The sequence below is a fragment of the Mesorhizobium sp. M0898 genome (genome assembly GCF_040319695.1).
GTDB lineage: Bacteria > Pseudomonadota > Alphaproteobacteria > Rhizobiales > Rhizobiaceae > Mesorhizobium.
Genome location: NZ_JAMYOE010000029.1, coordinates 1 through 24,783 on the forward strand (window position 1 = coordinate 1; position 24,783 = coordinate 24,783).

21 protein-coding genes are annotated in these 24,783 nt (G+C 63.1%); 10 read left to right on the forward strand and 11 right to left on the reverse strand.

Going from position 1 to position 24,783, the window contains the following annotated elements; genetic code table 11:
* Positions 1 to 288 precede the first annotated feature (288 nt).
* The 7 genes from NKH90_RS24395 to NKH90_RS24425 form a co-directional block, all read right to left on the reverse strand.
* Complete coding sequence (locus tag NKH90_RS24395; RefSeq protein WP_352743187.1) at positions 289 to 708, reverse strand: Ohr family peroxiredoxin; 420 nt, start codon at positions 706 to 708, stop codon at positions 289 to 291.
* A 55-nt stretch (positions 709 to 763) separates the two neighbouring features.
* The gene (locus NKH90_RS24400; RefSeq protein WP_352470986.1) at positions 764 to 1,825 is read right to left on the reverse strand and encodes an alpha/beta fold hydrolase; all 1,062 of its coding nucleotides are present in this window, start codon (positions 1,823 to 1,825) and stop codon (positions 764 to 766) included.
* A 46-nt stretch (positions 1,826 to 1,871) separates the two neighbouring features.
* Positions 1,872 to 2,624, reverse strand: a complete 753-nt coding sequence (locus tag NKH90_RS24405) for an SDR family oxidoreductase (protein WP_352821440.1) — start codon at positions 2,622 to 2,624, stop codon at positions 1,872 to 1,874.
* A gap of 91 nt (positions 2,625 to 2,715) precedes the next feature.
* The gene (locus tag NKH90_RS24410) at positions 2,716 to 3,372 is read right to left on the reverse strand and encodes a VOC family protein (protein WP_502896488.1); all 657 of its coding nucleotides are present in this window, start codon (positions 3,370 to 3,372) and stop codon (positions 2,716 to 2,718) included.
* Positions 3,373 to 3,593: 221 nt separating this feature from the next.
* The gene (locus NKH90_RS24415; RefSeq protein WP_352821443.1) at positions 3,594 to 4,241 is read right to left on the reverse strand and encodes a cysteine hydrolase family protein; all 648 of its coding nucleotides are present in this window, start codon (positions 4,239 to 4,241) and stop codon (positions 3,594 to 3,596) included.
* A 47-nt stretch (positions 4,242 to 4,288) separates the two neighbouring features.
* Positions 4,289 to 4,825: a hypothetical protein gene (locus NKH90_RS24420; protein ID WP_352821530.1), complete on the reverse strand. Its 537-nt coding sequence runs from the start codon at positions 4,823 to 4,825 to the stop codon at positions 4,289 to 4,291.
* Between the two features lie 131 nt (positions 4,826 to 4,956).
* Complete coding sequence (locus NKH90_RS24425; RefSeq protein WP_502898872.1) at positions 4,957 to 6,276, reverse strand: epoxide hydrolase family protein; 1,320 nt, start codon at positions 6,274 to 6,276, stop codon at positions 4,957 to 4,959.
* Between the two features lie 206 nt (positions 6,277 to 6,482).
* Between NKH90_RS24425 and NKH90_RS24430 the strand changes: the two genes are divergently transcribed.
* Positions 6,483 to 9,344: an ATP-binding protein gene (locus NKH90_RS24430; protein ID WP_352821448.1), complete on the forward strand. Its 2,862-nt coding sequence runs from the start codon at positions 6,483 to 6,485 to the stop codon at positions 9,342 to 9,344.
* Between the two features lie 153 nt (positions 9,345 to 9,497).
* Here NKH90_RS24430 and NKH90_RS24435 read toward each other — a convergent pair whose 3' ends face one another.
* Positions 9,498 to 11,036 (reverse strand): helicase HerA-like C-terminal domain-containing protein, encoded by a 1,539-nt coding sequence (locus NKH90_RS24435; protein ID WP_352821451.1) that lies wholly within the window; start codon positions 11,034 to 11,036, stop codon positions 9,498 to 9,500.
* Between the two features lie 275 nt (positions 11,037 to 11,311).
* Here NKH90_RS24435 and NKH90_RS24440 point away from each other — a divergent pair, with 275 nt between their 5' ends.
* From NKH90_RS24440 to NKH90_RS24455, 4 genes are all read left to right on the forward strand, one after another.
* Positions 11,312 to 12,754: a methylmalonyl-CoA mutase subunit beta gene (locus NKH90_RS24440; protein ID WP_352501763.1), complete on the forward strand. Its 1,443-nt coding sequence runs from the start codon at positions 11,312 to 11,314 to the stop codon at positions 12,752 to 12,754.
* On the forward strand, positions 12,751 to 14,871 hold the full coding sequence (gene scpA / locus NKH90_RS24445) for a methylmalonyl-CoA mutase (RefSeq protein ID WP_352821453.1): 2,121 nt from the start codon (positions 12,751 to 12,753) through the stop codon (positions 14,869 to 14,871). Before NKH90_RS24440 ends, scpA begins: the two co-directional genes overlap by 4 nt.
* A gap of 70 nt (positions 14,872 to 14,941) precedes the next feature.
* Positions 14,942 to 15,172: an AbrB/MazE/SpoVT family DNA-binding domain-containing protein gene (locus NKH90_RS24450; protein ID WP_352770601.1), complete on the forward strand. Its 231-nt coding sequence runs from the start codon at positions 14,942 to 14,944 to the stop codon at positions 15,170 to 15,172.
* On the forward strand, positions 15,169 to 15,555 hold the full coding sequence (locus NKH90_RS24455; protein WP_352501760.1) for a type II toxin-antitoxin system death-on-curing family toxin: 387 nt from the start codon (positions 15,169 to 15,171) through the stop codon (positions 15,553 to 15,555). Before NKH90_RS24450 ends, NKH90_RS24455 begins: the two co-directional genes overlap by 4 nt.
* Here the strand turns inward: NKH90_RS24455 and NKH90_RS24460 are convergent.
* Positions 15,552 to 16,025 carry a GreA/GreB family elongation factor gene (locus NKH90_RS24460; RefSeq protein ID WP_352501759.1) on the reverse strand — a complete coding sequence of 158 codons (474 nt, stop codon included), beginning with the start codon at positions 16,023 to 16,025 and terminating at the stop codon, positions 15,552 to 15,554. The genes NKH90_RS24455 and NKH90_RS24460 overlap by 4 nt on opposite strands.
* Positions 16,026 to 16,156: 131 nt before the next feature.
* Here NKH90_RS24460 and NKH90_RS24465 point away from each other — a divergent pair, with 131 nt between their 5' ends.
* Positions 16,157 to 17,533 carry a TIGR03808 family TAT-translocated repetitive protein gene (locus NKH90_RS24465; protein WP_352821456.1) on the forward strand — a complete coding sequence of 459 codons (1,377 nt, stop codon included), beginning with the start codon at positions 16,157 to 16,159 and terminating at the stop codon, positions 17,531 to 17,533.
* Here NKH90_RS24465 and NKH90_RS24470 read toward each other — a convergent pair.
* Positions 17,526 to 18,530, reverse strand: a complete 1,005-nt coding sequence (locus tag NKH90_RS24470) for an asparaginase (protein WP_352821459.1) — start codon at positions 18,528 to 18,530, stop codon at positions 17,526 to 17,528. The genes NKH90_RS24465 and NKH90_RS24470 overlap by 8 nt on opposite strands.
* Before the next feature lie 26 nt (positions 18,531 to 18,556).
* Positions 18,557 to 19,723 (reverse strand): acetyl-CoA acetyltransferase, encoded by a 1,167-nt coding sequence (locus NKH90_RS24475; protein WP_352821461.1) that lies wholly within the window; start codon positions 19,721 to 19,723, stop codon positions 18,557 to 18,559.
* Positions 19,724 to 19,947: 224 nt separating this feature from the next.
* On the opposite strand from NKH90_RS24475, the gene betI reads away from it, so the two are divergent.
* From betI to betA, 4 genes are read left to right on the forward strand one after another with little or no spacing between them, the layout of a single operon-like run.
* Positions 19,948 to 20,538 carry a choline-binding transcriptional repressor BetI gene (gene betI / locus NKH90_RS24480; RefSeq protein WP_352770589.1) on the forward strand — a complete coding sequence of 197 codons (591 nt, stop codon included), beginning with the start codon at positions 19,948 to 19,950 and terminating at the stop codon, positions 20,536 to 20,538.
* Positions 20,535 to 22,064: a choline-sulfatase gene (gene betC / locus NKH90_RS24485; RefSeq protein ID WP_352821463.1), complete on the forward strand. Its 1,530-nt coding sequence runs from the start codon at positions 20,535 to 20,537 to the stop codon at positions 22,062 to 22,064. The genes betI and betC overlap by 4 nt, the downstream gene beginning before the upstream one ends.
* A complete protein-coding gene (locus NKH90_RS24490) occupies positions 22,064 to 23,071 on the forward strand; it encodes a pyridoxal-phosphate dependent enzyme (RefSeq protein ID WP_502898873.1) in 1,008 nt (335 codons plus the stop codon). Before betC ends, NKH90_RS24490 begins: the two co-directional genes overlap by 1 nt.
* Before the next feature lie 3 nt (positions 23,072 to 23,074).
* Positions 23,075 to 24,727, forward strand: coding sequence for a choline dehydrogenase (gene betA / locus NKH90_RS24495; RefSeq protein WP_352821467.1), 1,653 nt, complete (start codon positions 23,075 to 23,077; stop codon positions 24,725 to 24,727).
* The last annotated feature ends 56 nt before the right edge of the window (positions 24,728 to 24,783 follow it).

Consider the following 24,783-nt stretch of genomic DNA (forward strand, 5'->3'; position numbering starts at 1 on the left):
AGGCGAGGAGGTCGCGTCGACCTTAATCAAGACGCTTCGGTGCGAGTGGATCCACGGCTTCATCGCCGACTTCTTCAACACTATCCACCCAGAGCGGACATTTCGCGCTCAGAAGGGATTATCACGGTGATCGGAGGGATACCCCTCCTGTCATCCTGACCGTATTTGTGCTGGATGCGCTCTGACAGGTGCGATGCCGTGGCAGGTTTTGGTAGACCTTGGCGAGAAGGAATGATCCAAAATGTAACCCTGGCCATGCCAATTGCTTCAACGATCGATGCAATCCACTCAGAGCAGGTTGATCGCAATTTGCACGTTGCCGCGCGTCGCTTTCGAGTACGGACAAATGTCGTGCGCCTCGTCGATCAGGGCTCGTGCGGTATTGTACTCCACGCCAGGCAGGCTGACGTTGAGCCGAGTGCTGAGAGAGTAGCCGTCGTCCCCGAGATTCAGATCAACCTCGGCATCGATTCTCACTCCGGCCGGCAGCGTAATTTTTTGTTCGTGAGCCACAGACGCAACCGCGCTTGCGAAGCTGGCCGACCAGCCGGCCGCAAGCAGTTGCTCCGGGTTGGTGCCAATGCGCGCCGATCCGGGTATGGAAAGCCTGATGTCCAGAAGGCCATCAGAGCTGCGCGAGGCGCCATTCTCGCGGCCACCTGTGGTTGCGGTCCTGGCCGTGTAAACAACCCTTGCGATCGGGTTCATAGGCATTCTTTTGGTGGTTGTCGTACCTGCCGGAGGGGCGGCGCCGCGAACTCGATCACGCGTCGACCTCGACAACGGCGTCGGCAAAGGCCTGTGGTGCTTCCTGAGGTAGGTTGTGTCCAATGCCGCCCATGACTACCCGGTGGCTATATCTGCCTGAAAACATCTTGGCGTAAGCGCTGGCGTCCGGATGCGGCGCGCCATTGGCGTCGCCCTCGAGCGTCATCGTGGGCACGGAGATGACGGGTGCCTGAGCAAGCCGCTGCTCCAGTGGATCATATTGCACCTCGCCTTCTGCCAGGCCGAGCCGCCAGCGATAATTGTGGATGACGATCGCGACGTGATCCGGATTGTCGAAGGCCGCAGCACTCCGCTCGAACGTGGGCTCATCGAAATTCCATTGCGGCGAGGCGAGCTGCCAAATCAGCCTGGCGAAATCGCGCGTATATTTCTCGTAGCCGACACGGCCGCGATCGGTGGCGAAGTAATATTGGTACCACCATTGCAGCTCGGCCTTCGGCGGCAGCGGCAGTTTGCCGGCTTGCTGGTTGCCGATGAGATAGCCGCTCACCGAGACCATCGCCTTGCAGCGTTCCGGCCACAGGACGGCGATGATGTTCGCCGTCCGAGCGCCCCAGTCGCAGCCGGCAATCGTCGCCTTCTCGATACCCAGCGCATCCATCAGCGCGACGATGTCGGCAGCGATGGCCGACTGCTGACCATTGCGCATCGTCTCGTCCGACAGGAACCGCGTCGTGCCGTATCCGCGCAGGTAGGGCACGATCACGCGGCGGCCTTTCGCCGCCAGAATGGGCGCAACGTCGACATATGTGTGGATGTCGTAAGGCCAGCCATGGAGAAGGATAACGGGCGGACCGTCGGCAGGGCCGGCCTCTGCATAGCCGACATTAAGGACACCGGCATCGATCTGCCTGGGTTCGCCGAACGAGTTCTTTGCCGTGTGCATCGCAGACGCCGTCGTCTGGTCGACTCCAATGGGCGCCGCCTTCGCTGTCGCGGTCATGCCGAGTTCGGCAAGCGTCATCCCCATTGCGGCTGCACCGATCAGGCGACGGCGGCGCTCATCGATTTTGTCGCAAACACTGATCGTGTTCATAGTGATGTCTCTTTGTGATGCGGCAATGTGCTTTGTTCCTGCGTAGTCACGAGACGAGCTGCTGGCCGCCGTCGACGTCGTATGTCGCGCCCGTCAGCGCCGTGTTGCTCATGATGTGAACGGCGAGCGCGGCGACATCAGCCGGTCCGACGACACGTCGGATTGGCAGCGTCGCGCGCAGTTCATCGCGCCGCTTGTCGAGGTTGTCGCCGAGCAGCGACGCCGACAGTGGCGTGTCGACGAAGCCTGCGGCGATCAGGTTGACGCGTATCGGCGCGAGCTCGAGCGCGAGATTGGCGATGAGCGCGGGGAACGCGACGGTAACCGTCGAGACGATCGCGAGGCCTGGTTTTGGGCGGCGTGCGCCCGTGCCGCCCATGAATATCAGTGAGCCGGCCGACCCGACCTTGCCAGCGGCGCTGCGTGCCACATTGAGCGCGAGCAATAGGTGGTCCGTGAGATCGTGTCGTGCCTCCTCGGGAGGAATTTCGAGGGGAGAGCGATAATGGGGAGCGCCGGCAGTAACCATCACATGGTCGATCAAGTCCGGCAGATCTTGAAAGAACGACTTCAGCTGGGTCGCATCATTGGCGTCGAAGGCGGCGGTGCCCTCAGCGCTAATCTCGCACGCTGCTTGATCGAGGCGGTCGCGATTGCGTCCGGTGAGGATGACGCGGGCGCCTTCGGCGCGGGCACGCCGGGCGGTCTCCAGACCGATGCCGGCGCTACCGCCGATGACGACGACGGTCTGGCCAAGAAGTTCAGGTTCGCGCTGAGTGGGGATGGCTGCGGTACTCATGATTTCCTCCGATAAAGGCCGTCAGGTCGCCACGATCTCCGCAGGCCGCGAACGAATACGGCGCCAGTGTGCCGCCGTCTGGAAGCTCTTCCTACTGCGGCAGTTCCTCGCCAGACTGCTCGGCCACTATGTATTCGGCGTACCAGTCCGGCCAGTTCTCGTCACGCTGGCCGCCGGTCCGCTTCTCGTGCTCTCCGTGGGCGACCGACGCGCGCCGCATTGCGGCGGCCAGGTCGCCCTCGGAGGCGAAGCTCGTCGCCTTCGAGTCGATCCGGCCCGGAAACCGGGTGGTGATCTCCTGGAGCAGCCAGCCGTTCCCGTCGGGATCGCTGAACGTTGCAAAGGAGACGTAGCTGCGTCCCTCCGGGTCCCGACCATTGACAGCAGGCTGTCCCGGACCGGCACGGTGGAACACTTCGCTCACATCTGCACCGTGAGCGATGAGCTCGGCGCGCGCCGCTACGATGTCGGACACGATGAGATAGAGACCCTGTGTCGACCCCGGCGCGGCCGAGGTGACAGCCTTGCCGAAGTGGATCGAGCCAGGCGAGCCCGGAGGCGTGAACTGCACAACCCGGAACATGTCGCCGACCGCGAAGTCGGCATCGAGCCGCCAGCCGAGGCCCTCGTAGAACTGCTTGGAGCGGTCGACGTCTGCGACCGGAATAACGACAACCTCGAACTTCAGGTCGACGGGACGTGCGCTTGCGGTGTCGGAGGTCTTTTCGCCCTGACGGGCCGTTGCGATGTCTGACATGGTCGTTTTCTTTCCAGTTGGGTGGGACCTGGTCCTGCCCGATCGTTGCCACGTAATGACCGAGCCTGTTCTGGATCTCTCTGCTGCATGTCGGCCAGAGCCAAGTTCTCTTCGACGTATTTTGACGCGTCGAGCGCACGGAAACGGTCCGCCGGTGTGCAGAGTGAGATGCGCACGGTTGGCCATTCCCTCGCGTGTGAGATCGATCATCACTACGCCTCGGCGGCCGAGGTCTGGACGGCAGAAATCGAGTCGATGATTTGGTCTGTCGTGACAATCGCGCTGGCGTAGTTCGGCATGTTGATGTCGAGAGCCGCGTGCATCTCCTCATCCGAGTAGTCTGCCGTCGCGTCCCTCACCATGGTTACGTCGTAGCCGAGCTCGGCGGCGAAGCGAACGGTCGCTTCGACGCAGGTGTGTGCGATCAGTCCGATGACAATGAGTTTCTGGATTCCGCGCCTTTTCAGCTGCAGATCCAGATCCGTATTGGCGAACCCACTGGAACACCAATGTTCGGTGGCGACAGTTTCGCCTGGCTTGGGCTCGAACTCGGACCGAATCTCGCCGCCCCAGGTGCCGTATTCAAAGCTCTTGCTCTTCCATGCTCTCTTCTGGACGGGCGCGACGTAAGTCCATGTCTCATAGTCGCCCGGACGGTATCGATGATGCATTGCATAGAAGACGCGAAGCTTAGCTTGACGCGCGGCATTCAGGACTTGCAGCATGTGAGGCACGCAGCCGTTCGCCTCTGCGACAGCCCGGATGCGGGGCCATATCTTGCCCCCATCGGAAATGAAGTCGTTGTACGGATCGATCACCAGAAGTGCGGTGACCTCCCGGTCATGTGCGTGCCTCGTCATTGTGCCTCCTCCATGGAGCGGCTACATCACAAGAAAGATGCTGCCGCTCAGTTCCTGAGCGCGGCTCGTTCGATGCTGGCCGCAAAAAGCGGCGTCTCGCCCTTGTTGTGAGCGATCGACATGGGCTGGCGCTGTGACCGAAGCACCTCGAACGGGATGCCCTGGCGCTCGAAGAAGGCCATGAATTCCTTCGTGGCCCAGGACCGGACGTGGTTGGTAAACTCACATCGGCGACTGTCGATAGCCTTGACGCTCAGCTCCCAATGCACATGGATCGTGGTGCGGCCCGTAGGCGTGAAGAGGTCTGAAACCGACTCCAGGATGAGGTGATCCTTGCGGCCAAGCGTCTCGACATAGTGTTGCACCATCAGGCTGCCGCCGATGATCTCGACATTGATCGACATGCGCTTGCCATCCGGCGCCGTCGTGAAACCCGCCGCTATGTGGGCAGGCGAACACCCCTGATATTCATGTTCGGACAGCGCGAAGCACCAGTTGGGAACGTCAATCTTCTCGATCGGCGCGTTGATGATAGCCGTAAAGCTTGAATCGACGATTTCATGGTCCTCGACGGGGGCTGCCATCTTCGTGATGGGTTCGTGCGATGCGGAAGATTGCGCGATTGCTGACATGGCGTTCTCCTTTATCCCGGGTTCAATCGGGTTGCCTTGGACAGTCGAGCAGGTGTGACTGCAAGCGGAACCCTGTGAGGGGTTCAGATTTGCTGGCGCAGCGGACGAAATGCCGTCCGGAGTTCGGCGGTGAAGGCCGCGGGCTGCTCCCAGGCTGCGAAATGGCCGCCCTTGGGGAGCCGGTTGTAATGGATAAGCTTCGGATACGCCTTTTCAGCCCAGGTCTCCGGCGCCTGGTAGATCTCGTCCGGGAAGGCGCTCACAGCGACCGGGATCTTGATGCCCCTGGGGTCGAAGAAGCCTCCCGTCGGGTGGTGCGCGTTGTCCCAGTAAAGACGCGCCGAGGAGATCGCCGTGTTGGTCAGCCAGTACATCGTGACATTGTCCAGGATATCGTCCTTCGTCAGCCCTTCCGCCTGCCCGTCGAAGACGCGTGCGATCAGCTCGTAGCTGCGGATGTCGTGGTCGAGCATCCAGGCTGCGAGACCAACCGGCGAGTCGACGATGCCGTAGAGCGTCTGCGGGCGATTGTTCATCTCGATCGCGTAGCCCAGCCCGTTCTTGTAGAAGTCGTCGAGCTGGTCCCAGGCGCGCTTCTCGTCGGGCGAGAGGCCGGCGGGCGCCCGGCCGCCGGCGGCAAGCGCCTTCGAGATGTCGGCGGGCACGGTGGCAGCCATGTTGGTGTGGATGCCAAGCAAGCCCGGAGGCTCTTGCAGCGCCATCGTCTCCGACACGGCGTTGCCCCAGTCGCCGCCCTGCGCGACGTATCTCGTGTAACCGAGGCGTTGCATCAGCATCGCCCACGCTTTGGCGATGCGGACAGGTGTCCATCCCGGTGCGGTCGGCTTGCCTGAGAAGCCGTAACCAGGCAGCGAGGGGATCACCACATGAAATGCGTCCGCTTCGCTCCCGCCGTTGGCGGTTGGATTGGTGAGCGGCTCGATGACCTTCAACTGCTCGATGATCGAGCCAGGCCAGCCATGCGTGATAATTACCGGCAATGCATTCTCATGCCTGGAGCGGACATGGATGAAGTGGATGTCCAGCCCGTCGATCTCGGTGATGAACTGCGGCAGGGCATGGAGCCGGGTCTCCATCTTGCGCCAGTCGTAATCCGTCGCCCAGTACTTCGCGAGCTTCTGCATTGTGGCGAGCTGCACGCCCTGGGTGTCGTCAGCCACATTCTCCTGGTCCGGCCAGCGGGTCGCGGCGACGCGTCGGCTAAGCTCGTCGATTTCCTCCTGAGGAAAGCTGACCTTGAAGGGCCGGATCGCATCGCCCGCGGCTGCGGCGACCGATGGGAGCAGGCTGGCAGTACCTACGGCGGCAATGCCCATTGCGGCCGTGCTCAAAACCAGGCGGCGGTCCTGATCGATTAGTTCGGGAGTCTTGGTCGTATTCATGGGTCTCTCCTGGGGGGTGCTCGGTGCTGCCGAAAACTTACGCCCGCAGGATGAGAATCGCCCGTTATGTGTTGTGAGCCCCCTGTTAGTGGCTGTCAGCGCTGGTGGCTCCGGGCAGCGGGGTCCTGCCACCGTTCGCTATGGTGCAGGTGTTGTACTTGACTTAGACTATCGGCTTGGTGGCGGGCGGCTCCGAGAGAAGCGCCATGACGATAGTGGCAGGTCAGGCCAAGGACGGACTGTCGTTCGGTCCTTTCCATCTGGTTGCGAGCGAAAGGCTCGTCACAAAAGACGGCGCTCCCTTGGCGCTGGGCTCGCGCGCACTGGACATTCTCATTGCCCTGATCTCCACGCCGAATGAAATCGTCGGCAAAAAGGATCTGATGTCGCGGGTTTGGCCCGATGTCGTAGTCGAGGAAGGCAGCCTGCGGTTTCACATGACCAGGCTCCGCAAGGCGCTGGGTGACGGAAAGGACGGCGCACGATACATCGCGACACTACCAGGGCGGGGTTATTGCTTCATCGCGCCCGTCTCGCAGATCGGCGGTCCGCGCGATGAAGAGCCTGCAGCTGCCGCCAGTTTTCCGCACGCGAATCTTCCGAGCCGCTTGGGCCGAATGGTTGGCCGGGACGACGACGTTCTCCAGCTGTCGGCTCGACTGAATGCGTCGCGCTTCGTCACAATCGTTGGCGCGGGCGGCGTCGGCAAAACCACCGTCGCGATCGCGGTCGGACATCACCTCATTGACGCCTTCGCGGGCGCTGTGCTGTTCGTCGACCTGGGAATGCTCGGCGATCCCGACCTGGTGACGACAGCCGTTGCCTCCATGCTTGGGCTGTCGGTTCAATCGAGTGACGCGACGCCCAATCTGATCGCCTACCTGCGCAACAAGCGGATGCTTTTGATCCTCGATACCTGCGAGCATCTCGTCGATGCGGTGGCGCCTCTGGCCGCAAGCATCATCGACGCGGCGTCGCAGGTCCACATTCTTGCAACAAGTCGCGAAGCGCTTCGGGTCGAAGGCGAGCATATCTACCGATTGGATGCCCTTGCCTGTCCGCCGGACGACCCAAGGCTTACGGCGGCGGTTGTCCAGACGTTCCCGGCCATTCAACTGTTCGTGGAGCGCGCGGTGGCAAGTGGCGCGCGCTTGGATGTCAGCGATGCGGAGGCCCTGATCGTCGCAAGCATCTGTCGAAAGCTTGACGGTGTGGCGCTTGCAATCGAGTTGGCGGCCCGGCGGGTCGAGTCTTATGGATTGCAACAAACCGCCGCGCTTCTCGATCAACGTCTGACTTTGCTGTGGCTGGGATCGCGGACCGCGCCACCGCGTCAAAAGACCCTGCAGGCCACGCTGGATTGGAGCTTTGGGCTACTTACCGACCTGGAGCGCGCAGTGCTTCGCAGGCTCGCTGTATTCCTTGGCCATTTCACGCTCGATGCGGTCTTGGAAGTCGTCACAAGCGCTGCCCTCGACAGATCGACGGTTCTTAATGCCATGGATAGTCTTGTTGCCAAGTCGATCATAGCGACGCGCCCGCTCGGAGCGATGATGCGCTATCGGCTCCTGGATACCACGCGCGCCTACGTCCTCGATATCAGCATAGATGACGCCGAGGCCGCCGATCTGGCGGTGCGCCACGCCGCCTACTATCGAAGATGGCTTGAGCAAACAGGTATCGAGTGGCCAGGTCTGGCGACCGGCGAGGAGCGGGCTCCTCACTTCGCCGCCATCAACAATGTGCGGGCCGCTCTGGAATGGTGCTTCGGCGAGGGCGGAAACGCCGATATCGGCATCGGACTTGCCACTGCTGCCGCGCCTGTTTTCCTGGCGATGTCCTTGTTGCCGGAGTGTCATCGCTGGTCAGAACGCGCGATATTCGCTCTCGACGATGCCGCTCTTGGCGGACTTGACGAGATGCATCTCCAGGCAGCCTTGGGTGTGTCCCTGATGTTCATGCGCGGAGGGCGTGATGCGGCGCGCGTCGCCCTGGAGAAAAGCCTGGCGATCGCCGAAGAACGCGGTGATACGTTGGATCAAGTGCGCCTGCTGGGTCCGCTCAACATGTTCCACCTGCGGACAGGCAACTTCGTGACCGCCCTCCAGTTTGCAAAACGCTGTTCAGCCATAGCCGCGACCCTGGAGGATCCGGTCGCGATTGCGTTGGCGCATACCATTCTGGGGATATCGCTTCACCTTCGTGGTGACCTGGCCGAAGCCCGCGCGGAGCTTGAGGCAGCGCTGGATCGTGGGCCACGCTCTCAGCGAACCACAACGGTCTATCTCGGTTTCGAGGGCAAAATCCTGGCCAAGGCTATCCTGGCGAGGAACCTTTGGCTGCAAGGCCATCCGGACCAAGCCATGGAACGTGCTCGACAGGCCGTCGAAGAGGCCGCCGCCATGGACCACTCGCTGACTCTGGCGATCGCCCTGATCTGGGGAATATCGGTGTTCCTGTGGGCCGGGGAACTGGAGAGCGCGGAGGCACACATCGACATGCTGATTTCCCGCGCCGAGTCCCATTCCATGGCCCCTTATCTGCTGGTCGGTCGGGGATTCAAAAGCGAAGTCGCAATCCGGCACGGGGATGCGACAGGTGGGGTCGGGGGCCTCCAGAGTTCTCTCCAAAAGCTCCACGCAGCACCTTACGAATTGCTCACGACCGAGCTCAACCTCTCGCTGGTTAGAGGACTATCCGCGATCGGTCACGTCGACGAAGCAGCCGCGCTGATCGCTCATTCAGTTGGTCAAGTCGAAAAGAACGGTGACCAATTGTACCTTCCGGAGTTGCTGCGGATGAAGGGAGGCCTTCTTCTCCAACAACTGTCGGGACGCAATCGCGACGAGGTCGGCGCATACCTAATGCAGGCACTGGAGTTGAGCCGGAGTCAGGGCGCGCGGGCATGGGAGCTGCGAACCGCAATTGACTTGACAACGTTGATGGCCGCGCGAGGCGAGATCGACGGCGCTCGCGAGCTCTTGCAATCGGTTGCGGAGCATTTCGTAGAAGGCGCGAGTACGGAAGATTTGAAGGCTGCCGCGCGCCTGTTGGCGACGCTGAGCTAGCTACCGCCGATACGCGTTTACACTTTTGCAGACGGTCCGACGGCAGCTATGGGCGGCGCATAGCCGCCGTCTGCTGTCCTCCAGATCTGCTACTGGCGCTTGATGCAAGACAGAATTGCCAACACCGATGCCCGCCTTCGGGTCCGATGCCCCTCACCTGCCCCTGGACAAGCTCCCCAAAATCCCGCGGACGATCGCCCGTCCGACCGACGAACCGATCGAGCGCACCACGGATTTGATCGCCGCCTCCGCCACCGTCTGCCGGTTGGAGGGGCGCGGCGCCCGCCGGCCACCGCCGGGCTGAGGAGCGGGCTCGTCATTGCCGAAACCGGGAATGGTCCAGCGCGAACGGCCGCTGTCCTGTTGCTGCGCCTGCGCCTCCTGGGCGTCCTTGGCCTTCTTCTGCAGCATCTCGAAAGCCGATTCGCGGTCGACGGTCTGCTCGTATTGTCCGGCAACCGGGCTCTCATTGATCAGCTTGCGGCGCTCGTCGGGCGTGATCGGGCCAAGGCGCGACGATGGCGGGCGGATCAGCGTCCGCTGCACCATGGACGGCACGCCCTTGGCTTCCAGCGTCGAGACAAGCGCCTCGCCGGTGCCGAGCTGCGTGATCACGGTTGCGCAGTCGAAATCGGGATTGGGCCTGAACGTCTCGGCCGCCGTCTTGACGGCCTTCTGTTCGCGCGGCGTATAGGCACGAAGTGCGTGCTGTACGCGGTTGCCCAACTGGGCCAGCACCGTTTCAGGGATATCCAGCGGATTTTGCGTGACGAAATAAACGCCGACGCCCTTCGAACGGATCAGCCGGACCACCTGCTCGACGCGGTCGACCAACACCTTCGGGGCGTCGTCGAACAAAAGATGCGCCTCGTCGAAGAAGAAGACCAGCTTCGGCTTGTCCGGGTCGCCGACTTCCGGCAGTTCCTCGAACAGTTCCGACATCAGCCACAGAAGGAACGTCGCATAGAGCCGCGGATTCATCATCAGCTTGTCGGCGGCGAGCACGCTAATGGCGCCGCGTCCATCGCGCGTGGTGCGCATGATGTCGGATATCCGCAATGCCGGCTCGCCGAAGAAATTGGCAGCGCCCTGCTGCTCCAGGACCAGCAGCGTGCGCTGGATGGCGCCGACCGAAGGTTTCGTCACATTGCCGTAGCGGGCGCCGACCTCTTCGGCGCGGTCGGCGATGTTGGCCAGCAGTGACTGCAGGTCCTTCAAATCGAGCAACAGAAGGCCTTCCTCGTCGGCGATGCGGAAGGCGATGTTCACAATGCCTTCCTGCGCCTCGGAAAGGTTCATCAAGCGCGACAGAAGCAGCGGCCCCATCTCCGAGATGGTGGCACGGATCGGGTGGCCCTGCTCGCCGAACAGATCCCAGAAGATGACCGGGAATTCCTGGAACTCATAGGGATCGAGCTTGACCTGCTCGGCCCGCTTGACCAGGAAATCCTGCGTTGTGCCCATCATGGCGATACCCGACAGGTCGCCCTTGATGTCGGCGCAGAATACCGGCACGCCGGCATTGGAGAAACCCTCGGCCAAAATCTGCAGGGTCACCGTCTTGCCGGTGCCGGTCGCGCCGGTGACCAGGCCGTGACGATTGCCATATTGCAGCAAAAGCTGTTCGGGCCGCTGATAGCTGTCGTCCGGCTTGCGGCTGGCCCCTATGAAGATGCTGGTATCGTCGGCCATGTGTGCGGTCTCCGCAAACCTATAGGGTTGAATGCCCTGATCCCTTGAAGAAAAGGGAACCCCGCCGCAGGTATAGTGAGGCCGTTGCGCAGCGACAATGGGCGTTGTCGAAAATGGCTTTTGGAGCTTGCGGAGCCTGCCCATGTTTGGCAATCGGTTGACGGTCACAATCACGGAAGGCGTGTTGCACGGCATGTGTGCTGCATTGTGATATCGGGCCGGGGACCGTAGACTGACATAGTCGGCCGCTGCGGCCGCTAGAACGAGGAGAACCGATGGGCGCCGGTGCCTTGACCCAGGATGCCGAACTTCCGAACGCCGACCGGCAACGATGGCTGGCGCTGGCGGAGAAGGCGCTGGCCGGCGGGTCCTTCGAGGAAAAGCTCGTCTCGCATACGGACGACGCCATCCGCATCGAGCCGCTCTATGAGCGTTCGGTAACCGCCGAGCCTGTCGTGCGCGCCAACCCGGGATCACCGTGGATCGTCAGCCAGCGCATCGACGATCCGGACGTAGGCCGCGCCAGTGCGCAGGCGCTGGAAGACGTCGCGCAGGGTGCCACCGGACTGTCGCTTGTCTTCGAGGGTGCGCCGAACGCCTTCGGCTATGGCTTGCCGAGGACGGCGGAGGCGCTGGAGGGCGTGCTCGACGGCGTGCCGCTCAACCGCATCCAGATCCGCATCGACGCCCATCCCTGGAGCCGTGCCGTGGCCGACTGGCTGGTGGCGTTTTTGACCAAGCGCCGCTCCGACCCGGCAAAGCTCAACCTCTCCTTCGGCATCGATCCGGCGGCGATCTTTGCCGGGACCGGCAGGCTGCGCATGTCGATCGAGGCTTTGCAGGCTTCGATGCCGCAGTCGCTGGCGCATTTCTTTTCGATGGGTGTGCCCGGCGTGCTGCTGGAGGCCGACGGGCGGGTATTCCACAATGCCGGCGCCACCGAGGCGCAGGAGCTTGGCACCATGCTCGCCTCGGCCGTCTCCTATTTGAGGCTGTTCGAGAAAGCGCGCCAGCCGCTCGTCTACGCGGCGCCGCATATCGGTTTTGCGCTCAGCGTCGACCAGGACCAGTTCGTTTCGACGGCCAAGGTCAGGGCGTTGCGCAGGCTGTGGGCGCGTGTCCAGGAGGCCTGCTCGATACCGCCCTCCACCGCCAGCATCCATGCCGAAACCTCCTTCCGGATGATGACGGCGGCCGACCCGGAAACCAACATCCTGCGCACCACCATCGCCGCTTTCGCGGCTGCCGCCGGCGGCGCGGATTCGATCGCCATCCTGCCGCACACGATCGCGCACGGCCTACCCGCGGGTTTTGCTCGCCGCGTTGCCCGCAACGCGCAACTGATCATGGCCAATGAAAGCCATATCGACCACGTGGCCGATCCGGTTTGCGGTTCGGGCGCCGTCGAAGCGCTGACTGCGGAGCTCTGCGCGGCGGCCTGGCAGGAATTCCAGCAGATCGAGGCGGAAGGCGGCGTGCTGACCAGCCTTGAGCAAGGGCACATCCAGAGGCGCGTCCAGGCAGCTTCCGCCCGCCGCAACACAGCCTACCAGGCCGGCGAACGGGCGATCGTCGGCACGACGCTGCACCCGTCGAAGACCGAGCGTCCGGTCGAGACGCTGGCGGCTGAGCGGCGGCCTGCCTTCACCGAAGGCGTTGCGGTATGCGAGCCGCTATTTCCGATCCGCATCGATCAGTCGATCGGAGCCGTACCATGATCCCGGATTTCAGCCAGATCGCCTGGTCGCCGCCCCGGCGGGCGCCGGTCGAGATCAAAGGCCAGCGGATGACGCCGGAAGGCATTGCCGTCAAGCATCTCTACAACCAGGGCGATCTCAAGGGCTTGCCACATCTCGATACCTATCCGGGCCTGCCGCCTTTCGTGCGCGGCCCCTATCCGACGATGTATGTCCAGCAACCCTGGACGATCCGGCAATATGCCGGCTTCTCGACTGCCGAAGAGTCCAACGCCTTCTACCGTCGCAACCTTGCCGCCGGCCAGAAGGGCCTGTCGGTCGCCTTCGATCTCGCCACGCACCGCGGCTATGACAGCGACCATCCGCGCGTCGCCGGCGATGTCGGCATGGCCGGCGTCGCCATCGATTCCATTCTCGACATGCGCCAGCTGTTCGACGGCATACCGCTTGACGAGATGACGGTATCGATGACGATGAACGGCGCGGTGCTGCCGATCATGGCGCTCTATATTGTGGCGGCGGAGGAACAGGGCGTTGCGCAGAAGGACCTCACCGGGACCATTCAGAACGACATCCTGAAAGAGTTCATGGTGCGCAACACCTACATCTATCCGCCAAAACCTTCGATGCGGATCGTGTCGGACATTTTTTCCTACACGTCGAAGCACATGCCGAAGTTCAATTCGATCTCGATCTCCGGCTACCACATGCAGGAGGCGGGAGCGACGGCGGACCTCGAGCTCGCCTACACGATTGCAGACGGTATCGAATATGCCCGCGCCGGCGTCGCGGCCGGCCTCGACATCGACCGTTTCGCGCCGCGCCTTTCCTTCTTCTGGGCGATCGGCATGAATTTCTTCATGGAAGTCGCCAAGCTGAGAGCAGCGCGCCTTTTGTGGGCCAGCCTGATGCTGAAGAACTTTTCGCCGAAGGACGAGCGCTCGCTGTCGCTGCGAACCCATTGCCAGACTTCGGGCTGGTCGCTGACGGCGCAGGATCCCTACAACAACATCATCCGCACCATGATCGAGGCGATGGCCGCCACTCAAGGGCATACGCAGTCGCTGCACACCAATTCCTTCGACGAGGCAATGGCGCTGCCGACCGACCATTCGGCCCGCATCGCCCGCAACACACAGCTCATCCTGCAGAAGGAATCCGGCACGACGCGCATTATTGACCCGTGGGGCGGCTCCGCCTATGTCGAACGGCTGACACATGATCTGGCGGCGCGTGCGCTTGCGCATATCGAGGAGGTCGAGAGGCTCAGCGGCATGGCCGCGGCGATCGAAAAGGGTCTACCGAAGCTGCGCATCGAAGAGGCTGCCGCGCGCACCCAGGCGCGCATCGATTCCGGCGAACAGATCGTGGTCGGTGTCAATGCTCACCGTCCCGGCACGGACATCGAAGTCGACGTGCTGAAGATCGACAATGCCGAAGTCAGGGCGCGGCAATTGTCGAAGCTGCAGCGGCTGAAAGGCACGCGTGATGTCGCCGCCGTCGAGAGCGCGCTCGATGCGCTTACCCGTGCTGCCGGGAGTAACGGAAACCTGCTGGAATTCGCCATCCGGGCCGCACGCGCCAACGCCACGGTCGGCGAGATTTCGCTGGCGCTGGAAAAAGTTTTCGGCCGCCATGTCGCCTCGGTGCAGACGATCTCCGGCGTCTATCGCAACGCGCTCGGCGACAATCCGGTGGTCGACCGGCTGCAGGACAAGATCGTCGCGTTCGAGGAGAAGTCCGGCGGCAAGCCGCGCATTCTGGTCGCCAAGATGGGGCAAGACGGCCATGATCGCGGCCAGAAAGTGATCGCCACCGCCTTTGCCGACCTAGGCTTCGACGTCACCGTCGGGCCGATGTTCCAGACGCCGGACGAGATCGCCAGGCTGGCCGTCGAGCATGACGTGCACATCGTCGGCGCCTCGTCGCTGGCAGCGGGCCATTTGACGCTTATTCCCGAACTTAAGCTTGCACTGAAGAAGCTCGGCCGCGACGACATGCTGATCGTCGCCGGCGGCGTCATTCCACCGCAGGATTACGACGCAGTCCGGCAGGCAGGCGCCACTGAGATCTTCCCGCCCGGCACGGTCATACCGGAAGCGGCGGACCGGCTGATGGACCGGCTGCTGACAGACTGACTTGACAGGTAGAAGTTTTCCGTTATAATTGTTGTTAGAACAGTGCTAAGGGAGACTGAAGGAGTTTTCAATGAACATTACCGTGCGTAAAATCGGCAATTCCGAAGGTGTGATCTTGCCTCGGGAAGTGCTTGATCGGCTAAATGTTCGGGCAGGAGATACGCTTGTGGCCGCCGAGAACGCAGGCGAACTTCGGCTTCGTCGGCTTGAAAGCGATCCCGAGAAATTCGAAAGCAAGATGAAGATAGCGCGTGAACGGATGAAGAAGTACGAGGTTGCCTACCGCGCGCTCGCAAAATGACCGAGCATCATTCGAGGGAGTTCGTGGAGGCGCTTCACGCCGAGCAGTTGCGCCTTCACGGAGGAGCAGCGGGAATCCGCGATCAAGGAATGCTGGAGTCGGCGCTTTACAGGCCGCAGCAAAGAGAAATCTATGGCGAGCCCGATCTCTGTGAACTCGCAGCCGCCTATCTTTTCGGCATTGCCAAGAACCATCCATTCGTCGACGGCAACAAGCGCACGGCTTTTGCGGCGGCCGATCTGTTCCTTTATTTCAACGGGCTGAGCATCGAAGCCGAGCAGGCGGACATTATTCAACTGGTCATGATGGTCGCCGCCGGCGAAATCGACGAGGCCGGCGCCTCAGCGTTCTTCCGCGATCATGTCGTCAAGCTCGAAGACTAACTGTCGGAGAGCTTGACGATCTCCCATTCCTTGCCATTGACCACGGCAACTTCGCCGACCTTCTTGCCGAACAAGGCCATCGCCATCGGCGACATATGAGAAATTGTCCCCTTAGCGGGATTGGCTTCGTCCTCGCCGACGATCTTCCAGTGCACCTTCTTGCCGTCGTGGCTTTCCAGCGTGACGCCCATGCCGAAGCGGACCATGTCGCTGCCCGGTTCCGGCACCGAAAGCTCGGCGCTTTCGCGCCGCGCCGTCCAGTAGCGGAGATCACGCGACACCAGCGCGATGCGCTCGCGGTCGGCCCTCTTTTCGGCTCTGCCCAGTTCGTCGCGCAGAGCGGCCACCTCCGCATCGATCAGCGTCAGGCCGCGTTCCGTCACCAGATTGCGGTGATGACTGATCGGCCGCTCGCCGATGCCGGCGATGGCGTTTTCGCTGTCTTCCTCGCGGGTGAAAGCCCTGCTCATTTATCGAACTTATGCCTGACGCGACGACTCCACAAGCCGTAGCCGGCGAACCGACGTCGGAGCCGATCCGGGCCGATCCTGTCTGGCACGAATCCTGCGGCGCGACCGTTGAACGCAAGGAATCTGTGCCGATGTTGAACAGACGAACGCTGCTTGCGCAGACCGCCGGCTTTGCCGTCATGGGGCTTTCGCTCGGCAAGGCAGCGGCGAAAAACCTTCCCGGCATCGAGAAAGCCGCGATGCGTGGCGCGATCAACGCGACCGAGCTCGGCGTCCGGCCCGGTGCGCTTGACGATCAGAGCAAGGCTTTCACCAAGCTGCTGCGCGACGCGCACGACCGCGACATGCCGGTGTTCCTGCCGCCGGGGATCTATATCGTTTCCAACCTGTCGCTGCCCGGCCGGGTGCGCCTGTCCGGCGTGCCGGGCGCATCGCGGATCGTCTATGGCGGCAATGGCCATCTCATCATGGCCGACCAGGCCGAGCATATCGAACTCAGCGGGCTGGTGTTCGATGGCTGCAACCGCTGGATGGGCGACTACACGCAAGGCCTGCTCGATCTGCGCCGCATCGCCCATCTGGTCGTCGACAATTGCCAGCTTACCGGCAGCGGCAAGAACGGTCTGGCGCTCGAGCACGCCTCGGGCCGAATCCAGCGCTCGGAGATATCCGGTGCGGCCGATGCCGGCATCTATTCGGTCGAGGCCGATGGCCTGGAAATATCAGGCAATAGCGTCTCCGACTGCGCCAATGGCGGCATTCTCGTGCACCGCTGGCAGGCGGCTGAAGACGGCACCATCGTCAGCGGCAACCGGATCGAGCGCATCCAGGCGCGCAGCGGCGGAGCCGGCCAGAACGGCAACGGCATCAATGCGTTCCGCGCCGGCAACGTCATCATCTCCGGCAATATTGTCTCGGACTGCGCGTTCTCGGCGATCCGCGCCAACAGTTCCAGCAATTTGCAGATCACCGGCAACACCTGCTCGCGTTCGGGCGAGACGGCCGTGTATTCCGAATTCTCGTTCGAAGGCGCCGTCATCGGCAACAACATCGTCGATGGCGCCGCGAACGGTATTTCGATCGTCAATTTCAATGAGGGCGGCCGCATGGGCGTGTGCTCCGGCAACATCGTCCGCAATCTGTCGACCAGCGGCCCCTACCCTGCCGACGCGCCCGGCTTCGGCGTCGGCATCAGCGTCGAGGCCGACACCACCGTTTCCGGCAACGTCATCGAGAATGCGCCGCTCTACGGCATGCAGATCGGCTGGGGACCGTTCATGCGCAATGTGGTCGCCACGGGAAACATCGTCCGCAAGGCCGGAACCGGCATCGCCGTCACCGTGGTCGAAGGTGCCGGAACGGCAATCATCTCCGACAATGTCATCGACGGAGTCCAGAACGGCGCGATCGTCGGCCAACGCTGGGCCGAGCGAGTGACCGGTGATCTCGCCGCATCAGGCAATGCCGGCTACGCGCATCTGACCGTCGAGCGCAACCACGTCAGTTGAGGGTGGCCGTCGGCCGGAGCGCGCCGACTTTGGCACCGATCCGGCTCTCGATAGGCGGATTTGCCTGTTCGGTCAGTTTCGCAGCGAGCGCCTGGTCGGCGTGCAGCAGCTTAGCCAGCACGGCCGCGACCATCACTTCAGCGGCGCGGCCGGCGCCATCGTCGCACTTCAGCGCGATGCCAAGGCCAAGCTCCGGAAGGGTTGCACAAAAAACACCTTCGGCGCCTCCCTTGACGAAAATCCGGCCCGGTGCGGCGTCCATCATCGCGACATCGGACCTGCCCGTGCCGGCGACGAAAAACGGCTCGGCCATGCAGGCGGAAAGCAGCCGCTTCGCCGCCCGGGCGCGCATCGGCTCGAACCCGGCACCTGTCGCCATGCGGGCAAAGCCAAGGGCAAAGCTGCGCAGCGGCACGGCATAGGTCGGAATCGAGCAGCCGTCGGTGCCGCGGTGATCGGCGTCATGGGCAGCACCGGTCACCGCCTGCATCGCTTCGCGCACCATCTCCTGCGAGGCATGGCCAGCCTTGACGTAACCACGATGGGCGATGCCGCTGTGAACGCAGGTGCAGAGAAAACCCGAGTGCTTGCCGGAACAATTGTTGTGCAGCGCGTTCGGCACGCTGCCGGCGCGGGCAAGTGCCAGCGTCGCTCCATGGCTCGACGGCCAATGCGCGCCGCATTCGAGTGCCGTCTCGTCCAGGCCGGCCTTCGCCAGCATGGCGCGCGCCAGCTCGACATGTGGCGGCTCGCCGGAATGCGAGGCGCAGGCCAGCGCCAGCTCCCGATCATCGAAGCCGTAGGCATCGGCAGCGCCGCTCTCGACCAGCGGCAGCGCCTGGATCGCCTTGACCGCCGAACGCGGGAACACCGGTTGTGCCGTGTCGCCGATCTCCCAGACAGGCTTGCCGTCGGCGTCGAAGACGGCAACAGCGCCGCGATGGGCACTCTCGACGATTGCGCCGCGCAAGACTTCGACCAGAACCGGATTTGCCATGTCACCTCCCGCAAATGCGGGCGGGTTTATCTGATCCGGTCGAGAATGGAAACGTAGTTGGCGACCGCGGCACCGCCCATGTTGAAGATGCCGCCGAGTTTTGCTCCCGGCACCTGGATGCCGCCCGCCTCGCCGACAAGCTGCATGGCGCTCAGCACATGCATCGATACGCCGGTGGCACCGATCGGGTGGCCCTTGGACTTCAGTCCACCGGACGGATTGACCGGCAGCCTTCCATTTTTCGCCGTCTCGCCATCCAGGGCCAGCTTGGCGCCCTCGCCCGGCTTTGCCAGGCCCATCGCCTCATACTCGATCAGTTCGGCGATGGTGAAACAGTCATGCGTCTCGACGAAGGACAGGTCGCCGAGCGTCACGCCCGCCTGCTTCAGCGCCTGGTTCCAGGCCTGCTCGCAGCCTTCGAAGGCGAGAATGTCGCGCTTCGACATCGGCAGGAAATCCTGCACATGCTCGTTGGCGCGGAAGGCGACGGCGCGGCGCATCTTCAGCGCCGTGGCCGTGTCGGCAAGGACAAGCGCGGCGGCACCGTCCGACACCAGCGAGCAGTCTGTGCGCTTCAGCGGACCGGCGACGAAGGGGTTTTTTTCGCTTTCCTGCCGGCAGAACTCGTAGCCGAAATCCTTGCGCATCTGCGCGTAGGGATTGTCGACGCCGTTCTTGTGGTTTTTGGCGGCGATCATCGCCAGCGCATCCGACTGGTCGCCGTAGCGCTGGAAATAGGCTTGGGCGATCTTGCCGAAGACGCCGGCGAAACCTGCCGGCGTGTCACCGTCCTCCGGCAGATACGAGGCCTTGAGCAGGTTCTTGCCGATCTCGGGACCGGGCGTCGTCGTCATCTGCTCGGCGCCGACCACCAGCACGATACGGGCGGCATTGGCGTCGATGGCGCGGATGCCTTGCCTGACCGCCGCCGAGCCGGTGGCGCAGGCGTTCTCGACGCGGGTCGCCGGCTTGAAGCGCAGCCGGTCATCGGCCTGGAGGACCAGGCTCGCGGTGAAATCCTGGGCGGAAAACCCGGCGTTGAAGTGGCCGAGCACGATCTCGTCGACGTCATCCGGACCGATGCCGGCATGATCGAGCGCCTCGACTGCCACCTTGGTGATCAGGCCCTCCAGCGTCTCGCCTTCGAGCTTGCCGAAGCGCGAATGCGCCCAACCGACGATGCATGCTGTCATGGCGATCTCCATCCTGTGGACCCGGGCTACGCGATACTGCGCGCGCATCAGCATTGTTCAAGCATGAACCGTTCCGCCGGCCTCGCGAAGGGGCCAGAACCGCACAATCGCTTGACCTTGATCATCTGGTCATGGTGCCTGGCTTTTGCCAGCAAATCAGGGTGGATTTTTGTTGATTGATGCGTCAATAAAAAATAATCTTGCCCCAAAAGGCCGGAACAAGAATGCCGAAACTCGGAATGGAGCCGTTGCGCCGCAGGGCGCTAATCGATGCAACGATCTCGGCGATCGGCGAGCGCGGTTCGCTTGATGTGACGATGTCGGAAATCGCCGGCCGCGCCGGCGTGTCCTCGGCGCTTGCCCACCATTATTTCGGCGTCAAGGACGAATTGCTGTTGGCGACGATGCGGCACATCCTGAGCGAGCTCACCGCCGATACGCGCCGTGCACTTCGCGCGGCCGGCACGGCGCGCCAGCGCGTCTCGGCGGTGGTCGCGGTCAATTTTTCCGACATCCAGTTCCAGCCCGAAACGATCGCCGCCTGGCTCGCCTTCTATGTCGAGGCGCAGAAATCGGCAGCACTTCGACGGCTGCTCAAAGTCTATGCGCGGCGGCTGCATTCCAATCTGCTCAGCGGGCTGACCGGCATCCTGCCGAGAAGCGAGGCCGATCGGGTCGCCGAAGCGACGGCGGCGCTGATCGACGGGCTCTATATCAGGCGCGCGCTGAAGGACGGTGTTCCCGATGCCGCGACCGCGATTGCACTGGTCGAGGACTATCTCGAAACGAAGCTCAGCGGACGGCAGAAGCAGTGACATCCAAGCGACCCAACATCCTGATCGTCATGGTCGATCAGCTCAACGGAACGCTGTTTCCGGATGGGCCGGCGGACTTCCTGCACGCGCAGCATCTGAAGGCGCTCGCCGCGCGTTCGGCGCGTTTTTGCAACAATTACACGGCCTCGCCGCTCTGCGCGCCGGGCCGCGCCGCATTCATGAGCGGCCAGTTGCCGTCACGCACCGGGGTCTACGACAACGCCGCCGAATTCGCGTCTTCGATCCCGACCTTCGCCCATCATCTGCGTGCCGCAGGTTATCACACCTGCCTCTCCGGCAAGATGCATTTCGTCGGGCCGGACCAGTTGCACGGTTTCGAGGAGCGGCTGACCACCGACATCTATCCGGCCGATTTCGGCTGGACACCCGACTATCGCAAACCCGGCGAGCGCATCGACTGGTGGTATCACAATCTCGGCTCCGTCAGCGGCGCCGGTACTGCCGAGATCACCAACCAGCTGGAATATGACGACGAGGTCGCCTTCCATGCGGTGCAGAAGCTTTATGATTTTGCCCGCATCTCCGACGATGCCGCACATCGGCCCTGGTGCTTGACGGTCTCCTTCACCCATCCGCACGATCCTTACGTCGCACGGCGGCAATACTGGGACCTCTACGAGGACTGCCCGGCGCTCGAGCCCGAGGTCGGCTTTATTCCTTACGAAAGGCAGGATCCGCATTCGCGGCGGCTCTACCGCGCCAACGACTATGACAGCTTTGACATCACCGCGGAGCAGATCCGCCGCGCGCGCCGTGGCTATTTCGCCAACATCTCATATCTCGACGACAAGCTCGGCGAGCTGCTGTCGGTGCTCGAGCGCACGCGCATGCTCGACGACACGATGATCCTGTTCTGCTCGGATCACGGCGACATGCTCGGCGAGCGCGGCCTGTGGTTCAAGATGTGCTTCTTCGAAGGTTCGGCGCGGGTGCCGCTGATGATCGCCGGCAAAGGCATCGCCGCCGGGTTGATCGACACGCCGGTCTCCAACCTCGACGTGACGCCGACGCTTTGCGACCTCGCCGGCATCGACATCAGCGCGATTGCGCCGTGGACCGACGGCCAGTCGCTGCTGCCGCTGCTGAATGGAAAGAAGCGCTCCGCGCCGGTGCTGATGGAATATGCTGCCGAAGGCTCGAACGCGCCGATGGTGGCGCTGCGCGAGGGCCGTTACAAATTCATCCATTGCGAGATCGATCCGCCGCAACTGTTTGATCTTGAATCGGATCCGCTGGAATCGACCAACCTCGCCGCCGATCCGGCCAATGCGGCTTTGGTGACCGCTTTCTCCGACAAGGTGCGGGCGCGCTGGGACATGGCGGCGTTCGATGCAGCGGTGCGTGCCAGCCAGGCACGCCGCTGGGTGGTCTACCCGGCGCTGCGCAACGGCACCCATTATCCCTGGGAATTCCAGCCGCTGCAGAAGGCATCGGAGCGCTACATGAGAAACCATATGAACCTCGACCTGCTCGAAGAGCAGAAGCGCTTTCCGCGAGGCAAATGATGGCAGACCATCTCGTCCCCTCGCTCGACCATCTCAGGCAGGCCTATGCCGTCACCTCCAAGGCGACGCAGATCACGCCGCTCCTGGAATCGGCGGCACTTGCCCGCGAGACCGGCGCCGCCCGCATCTTCGTCAAGGCCGAATCGCTGCAATGGGCAGGATCGTTCAAGGTGCGCGGCGCCTACTGGCGGCTGAAGAAGCTCTCGCCTGACGAAACCAAAAAGGGCGTCGTCGCCTACTCCTCCGGCAATTTTGCGCAGGGGCTAGCGGCGGCTGGCCAAGCGCTTGGCATTCCCGTCACCATCGTCATGCCGATCGACGCGCCGGCCGCCAAACGCGATGCCACGTCGGGGTACGGCGCGCGTGTCGTGCTAACCGACCATGGCGAGCGAGCGCGTGAGGAAGTCGCCGCCGCCAGAGCGCGTGAGATCGCCGCGAGCGATGGCTTGGCGCTGCTGCACCCGTTCGACGATCCGGAGATCGTCGCCGGCCAGGCCGGCGCCGGACTGGAGGCACTCGACCAGCTCGCCGCCAGGCAAGTGGAGGCCGATCTCTTGTTCTGTTCGGTCGGCGGTGGCGGGCTGATAGGTGGCGTTTCGCTGGCCTTCCACTATCTGTCGCCCGCCACGGAGATCATCGGCGTCGAGCCGGAAGGTTTTGACGGCATGGGCTCGTCGCTCGCGCATGGCGCCATCGAAACCATGCCGATCGGACCGAGATCGATCTGCGACGGGCTGATGTCGCGGCGGCCCGGCGACGCGCCGTTCGCAGCGGTGACGACCGCCGGTGTTCGCGGCGTCACTGTCGATGATGCGTCGGTGCGGCGCGCCATGCGCCTCGCCTTCGAGCGGCTGAAGCTGGTGCTCGAGCCATCCGGCGCTGCTTCGCTGGCGGCGTTGCTCGGCGGCAAGGTCGACGTCACCGGCAAGACCGTTCTAGTAATGGCAACCGGCGGCAACGTCTCGCTGGCCGATTTCATTGCGCATATGAACCACGGGCGCGCATGAACCATGCTTGAAGCGGATTTCGTCATCATCGGCTCCGGCTCGGCCGGTTCGGCCATGGCCTACCGGCTGTCGGAGGACGGCAAGCATTCGGTGATCGTCATCGAATATGGCGGCAGCGATATCGGCCCGCTGATCCAGATGCCGTCGGCACTGTCGATCCCGCTCAATATGAGCCTCTACGACTGGGGCTTTGCCAGCGAGCCGGAGCCGCACCTCGGCGGCCGCGTACTGGCGACGCCGCGCGGCAAGGTCATCGGCGGCTCGTCGTCGATCAACGGCATGGTCTATGTGCGCGGCCATGCCCGCGACTTCGACCATTGGGCCGAACAGGGCGCGACCGGCTGGGGCTTTGCCGATGTGCTCCCGTACTTCAAGCGCATGGAGGACAGCAATGGCGGCGAGAATGGCTGGCGCGGCCACGGCGGCCCGCTGACTGTGCAGCGCGGCTCGAGGACGAACCCACTCTACGGCGCCTTCGTCGAGGCAGGCCGTCAGGCCGGTTTCGAGCTGACCGACGACTATAACGGCGCGAAGCAGGAAGGCTTTGGGCCGATGGAGCAGACCATCCGCGGCGGCCGTCGCTGGTCGGCCGCGAGCGCCTATCTGAGGCCGGCGCTGAGGCGGAAAAATGTCAGCCTGGTCAAGGGTTTCGCCCGGCGGGTAATCATCGAGAATCAACGCGCCACCGGCGTCGAGATCGAAGTGCGCAAACGGATTCAGGTGGTCAGAGCGCGGCGCGAGGTGATCGTTGCCGCGTCCTCGATCAACTCACCCAAGATCCTGATGCTGTCCGGCATCGGCCCCGGCCAGCACCTTAGGGAGAACGGCATCCCGGTGATCGCCGACCGGCCCGGAGTCGGCCGCAATCTGCAGGACCATATGGAACTTTACATCCAGCAGGAATCGACAAAGCCGATCACGCTGAACTCCGTCTTGAACCCGTTCTCGAAGGCGCTGATCGGGGCACAATGGCTGTTCTTCAAATCCGGCCTCGGTGCCACCAATCATTTCGAGGCGGCCGCCTTCGTGCGCTCGCGCGCCGGCGTCGACTATCCCGATATCCAGTATCACTTCATCCCGGCCGCGGTCCGCTATGACGGCAAGGCGGCGGCCAAGGCGCATGGTTTCCAGGCGCATGTCGGGCCGATGCGGTCGAAGTCGCGCGGTTCGGTCACGCTGCGCTCGCCCGATCCCAAATCGAAGCCGGTGATCCGCTTCAACTACATGTCGCATCCGGACGACTGGACGGAGTTCCGCCACTGCATCCGGCTGACCCGCGAGATCTTCGGGCAAGCGGCCTTCGATCCGTACCGCGGCAAGGAACTGTCGCCGGGCTCACATGTGCAATCGGATGAGGAGCTCGACGCCTTCATCCGCGACCACGCCGAAAGCGCCTACCACCCTTGCGGCACCTGCAGGATGGGCCGTGCCGATGATGCGATGAGCGTCGTCGATCCAGAATGCCGCGTCATTGGCGTCGAAGGGCTTCGGGTCGCCGATTCGTCGATCTTCCCGCGCGTCACCAATGGCAATCTCAACGCACCGTCGATCATGACCGGCGAGAAGGCCGCCGACCACATTCTCGGGCGTACGCCGCTGCCACCTTCCAACCAGGAACCATGGATCAATCCGCGCTGGCAGGTGTCGGACAGATAAGCCATGATCCGGCAGACGCATATTCCGCATGCCGCGACAAGACGATTTGGAGAACA

Excerpts from the sequence above, each read along its gene's own strand:
- betI (WP_352770589.1), top strand. The coding sequence starts at position 19,948 with ATGCCGAAACTCGGAATGGAGCCGTTGCGCCGCAGGGCGCTAATCGAT.
- NKH90_RS24420 (WP_352821530.1), bottom strand. The coding sequence starts at position 4,825 with ATGGCAGCCCCCGTCGAGGACCATGAAATCGTCGATTCAAGCTTTACG.
- NKH90_RS24405 (WP_352821440.1), bottom strand. The coding sequence starts at position 2,624 with ATGAGTACCGCAGCCATCCCCACTCAGCGCGAACCTGAACTTCTTGGC.
- NKH90_RS24455 (WP_352501760.1), top strand. The coding sequence starts at position 15,169 with ATGACCGAGCATCATTCGAGGGAGTTCGTGGAGGCGCTTCACGCCGAG.
- NKH90_RS24465 (WP_352821456.1), top strand. The coding sequence starts at position 16,157 with ATGTTGAACAGACGAACGCTGCTTGCGCAGACCGCCGGCTTTGCCGTC.
- NKH90_RS24470 (WP_352821459.1), bottom strand. The coding sequence starts at position 18,530 with ATGGCAAATCCGGTTCTGGTCGAAGTCTTGCGCGGCGCAATCGTCGAG.
- NKH90_RS24490 (WP_502898873.1), top strand. The coding sequence starts at position 22,064 with ATGGCAGACCATCTCGTCCCCTCGCTCGACCATCTCAGGCAGGCCTAT.
- NKH90_RS24430 (WP_352821448.1), top strand. The coding sequence starts at position 6,483 with ATGACGATAGTGGCAGGTCAGGCCAAGGACGGACTGTCGTTCGGTCCT.
- NKH90_RS24435 (WP_352821451.1), bottom strand. The coding sequence starts at position 11,036 with ATGGCCGACGATACCAGCATCTTCATAGGGGCCAGCCGCAAGCCGGAC.
- NKH90_RS24450 (WP_352770601.1), top strand. The coding sequence starts at position 14,942 with ATGAACATTACCGTGCGTAAAATCGGCAATTCCGAAGGTGTGATCTTG.
- NKH90_RS24440 (WP_352501763.1), top strand. The coding sequence starts at position 11,312 with ATGGGCGCCGGTGCCTTGACCCAGGATGCCGAACTTCCGAACGCCGAC.
- NKH90_RS24400 (WP_352470986.1), bottom strand. The coding sequence starts at position 1,825 with ATGAACACGATCAGTGTTTGCGACAAAATCGATGAGCGCCGCCGTCGC.
- NKH90_RS24460 (WP_352501759.1), bottom strand. The coding sequence starts at position 16,025 with ATGAGCAGGGCTTTCACCCGCGAGGAAGACAGCGAAAACGCCATCGCC.
- NKH90_RS24425 (WP_502898872.1), bottom strand. The coding sequence starts at position 6,276 with ATGAATACGACCAAGACTCCCGAACTAATCGATCAGGACCGCCGCCTG.
- NKH90_RS24415 (WP_352821443.1), bottom strand. The coding sequence starts at position 4,241 with ATGACGAGGCACGCACATGACCGGGAGGTCACCGCACTTCTGGTGATC.
- NKH90_RS24395 (WP_352743187.1), bottom strand. The coding sequence starts at position 708 with ATGAACCCGATCGCAAGGGTTGTTTACACGGCCAGGACCGCAACCACA.
- NKH90_RS24475 (WP_352821461.1), bottom strand. The coding sequence starts at position 19,723 with ATGACAGCATGCATCGTCGGTTGGGCGCATTCGCGCTTCGGCAAGCTC.
- scpA (WP_352821453.1), top strand. The coding sequence starts at position 12,751 with ATGATCCCGGATTTCAGCCAGATCGCCTGGTCGCCGCCCCGGCGGGCG.
- betA (WP_352821467.1), top strand. The coding sequence starts at position 23,075 with ATGCTTGAAGCGGATTTCGTCATCATCGGCTCCGGCTCGGCCGGTTCG.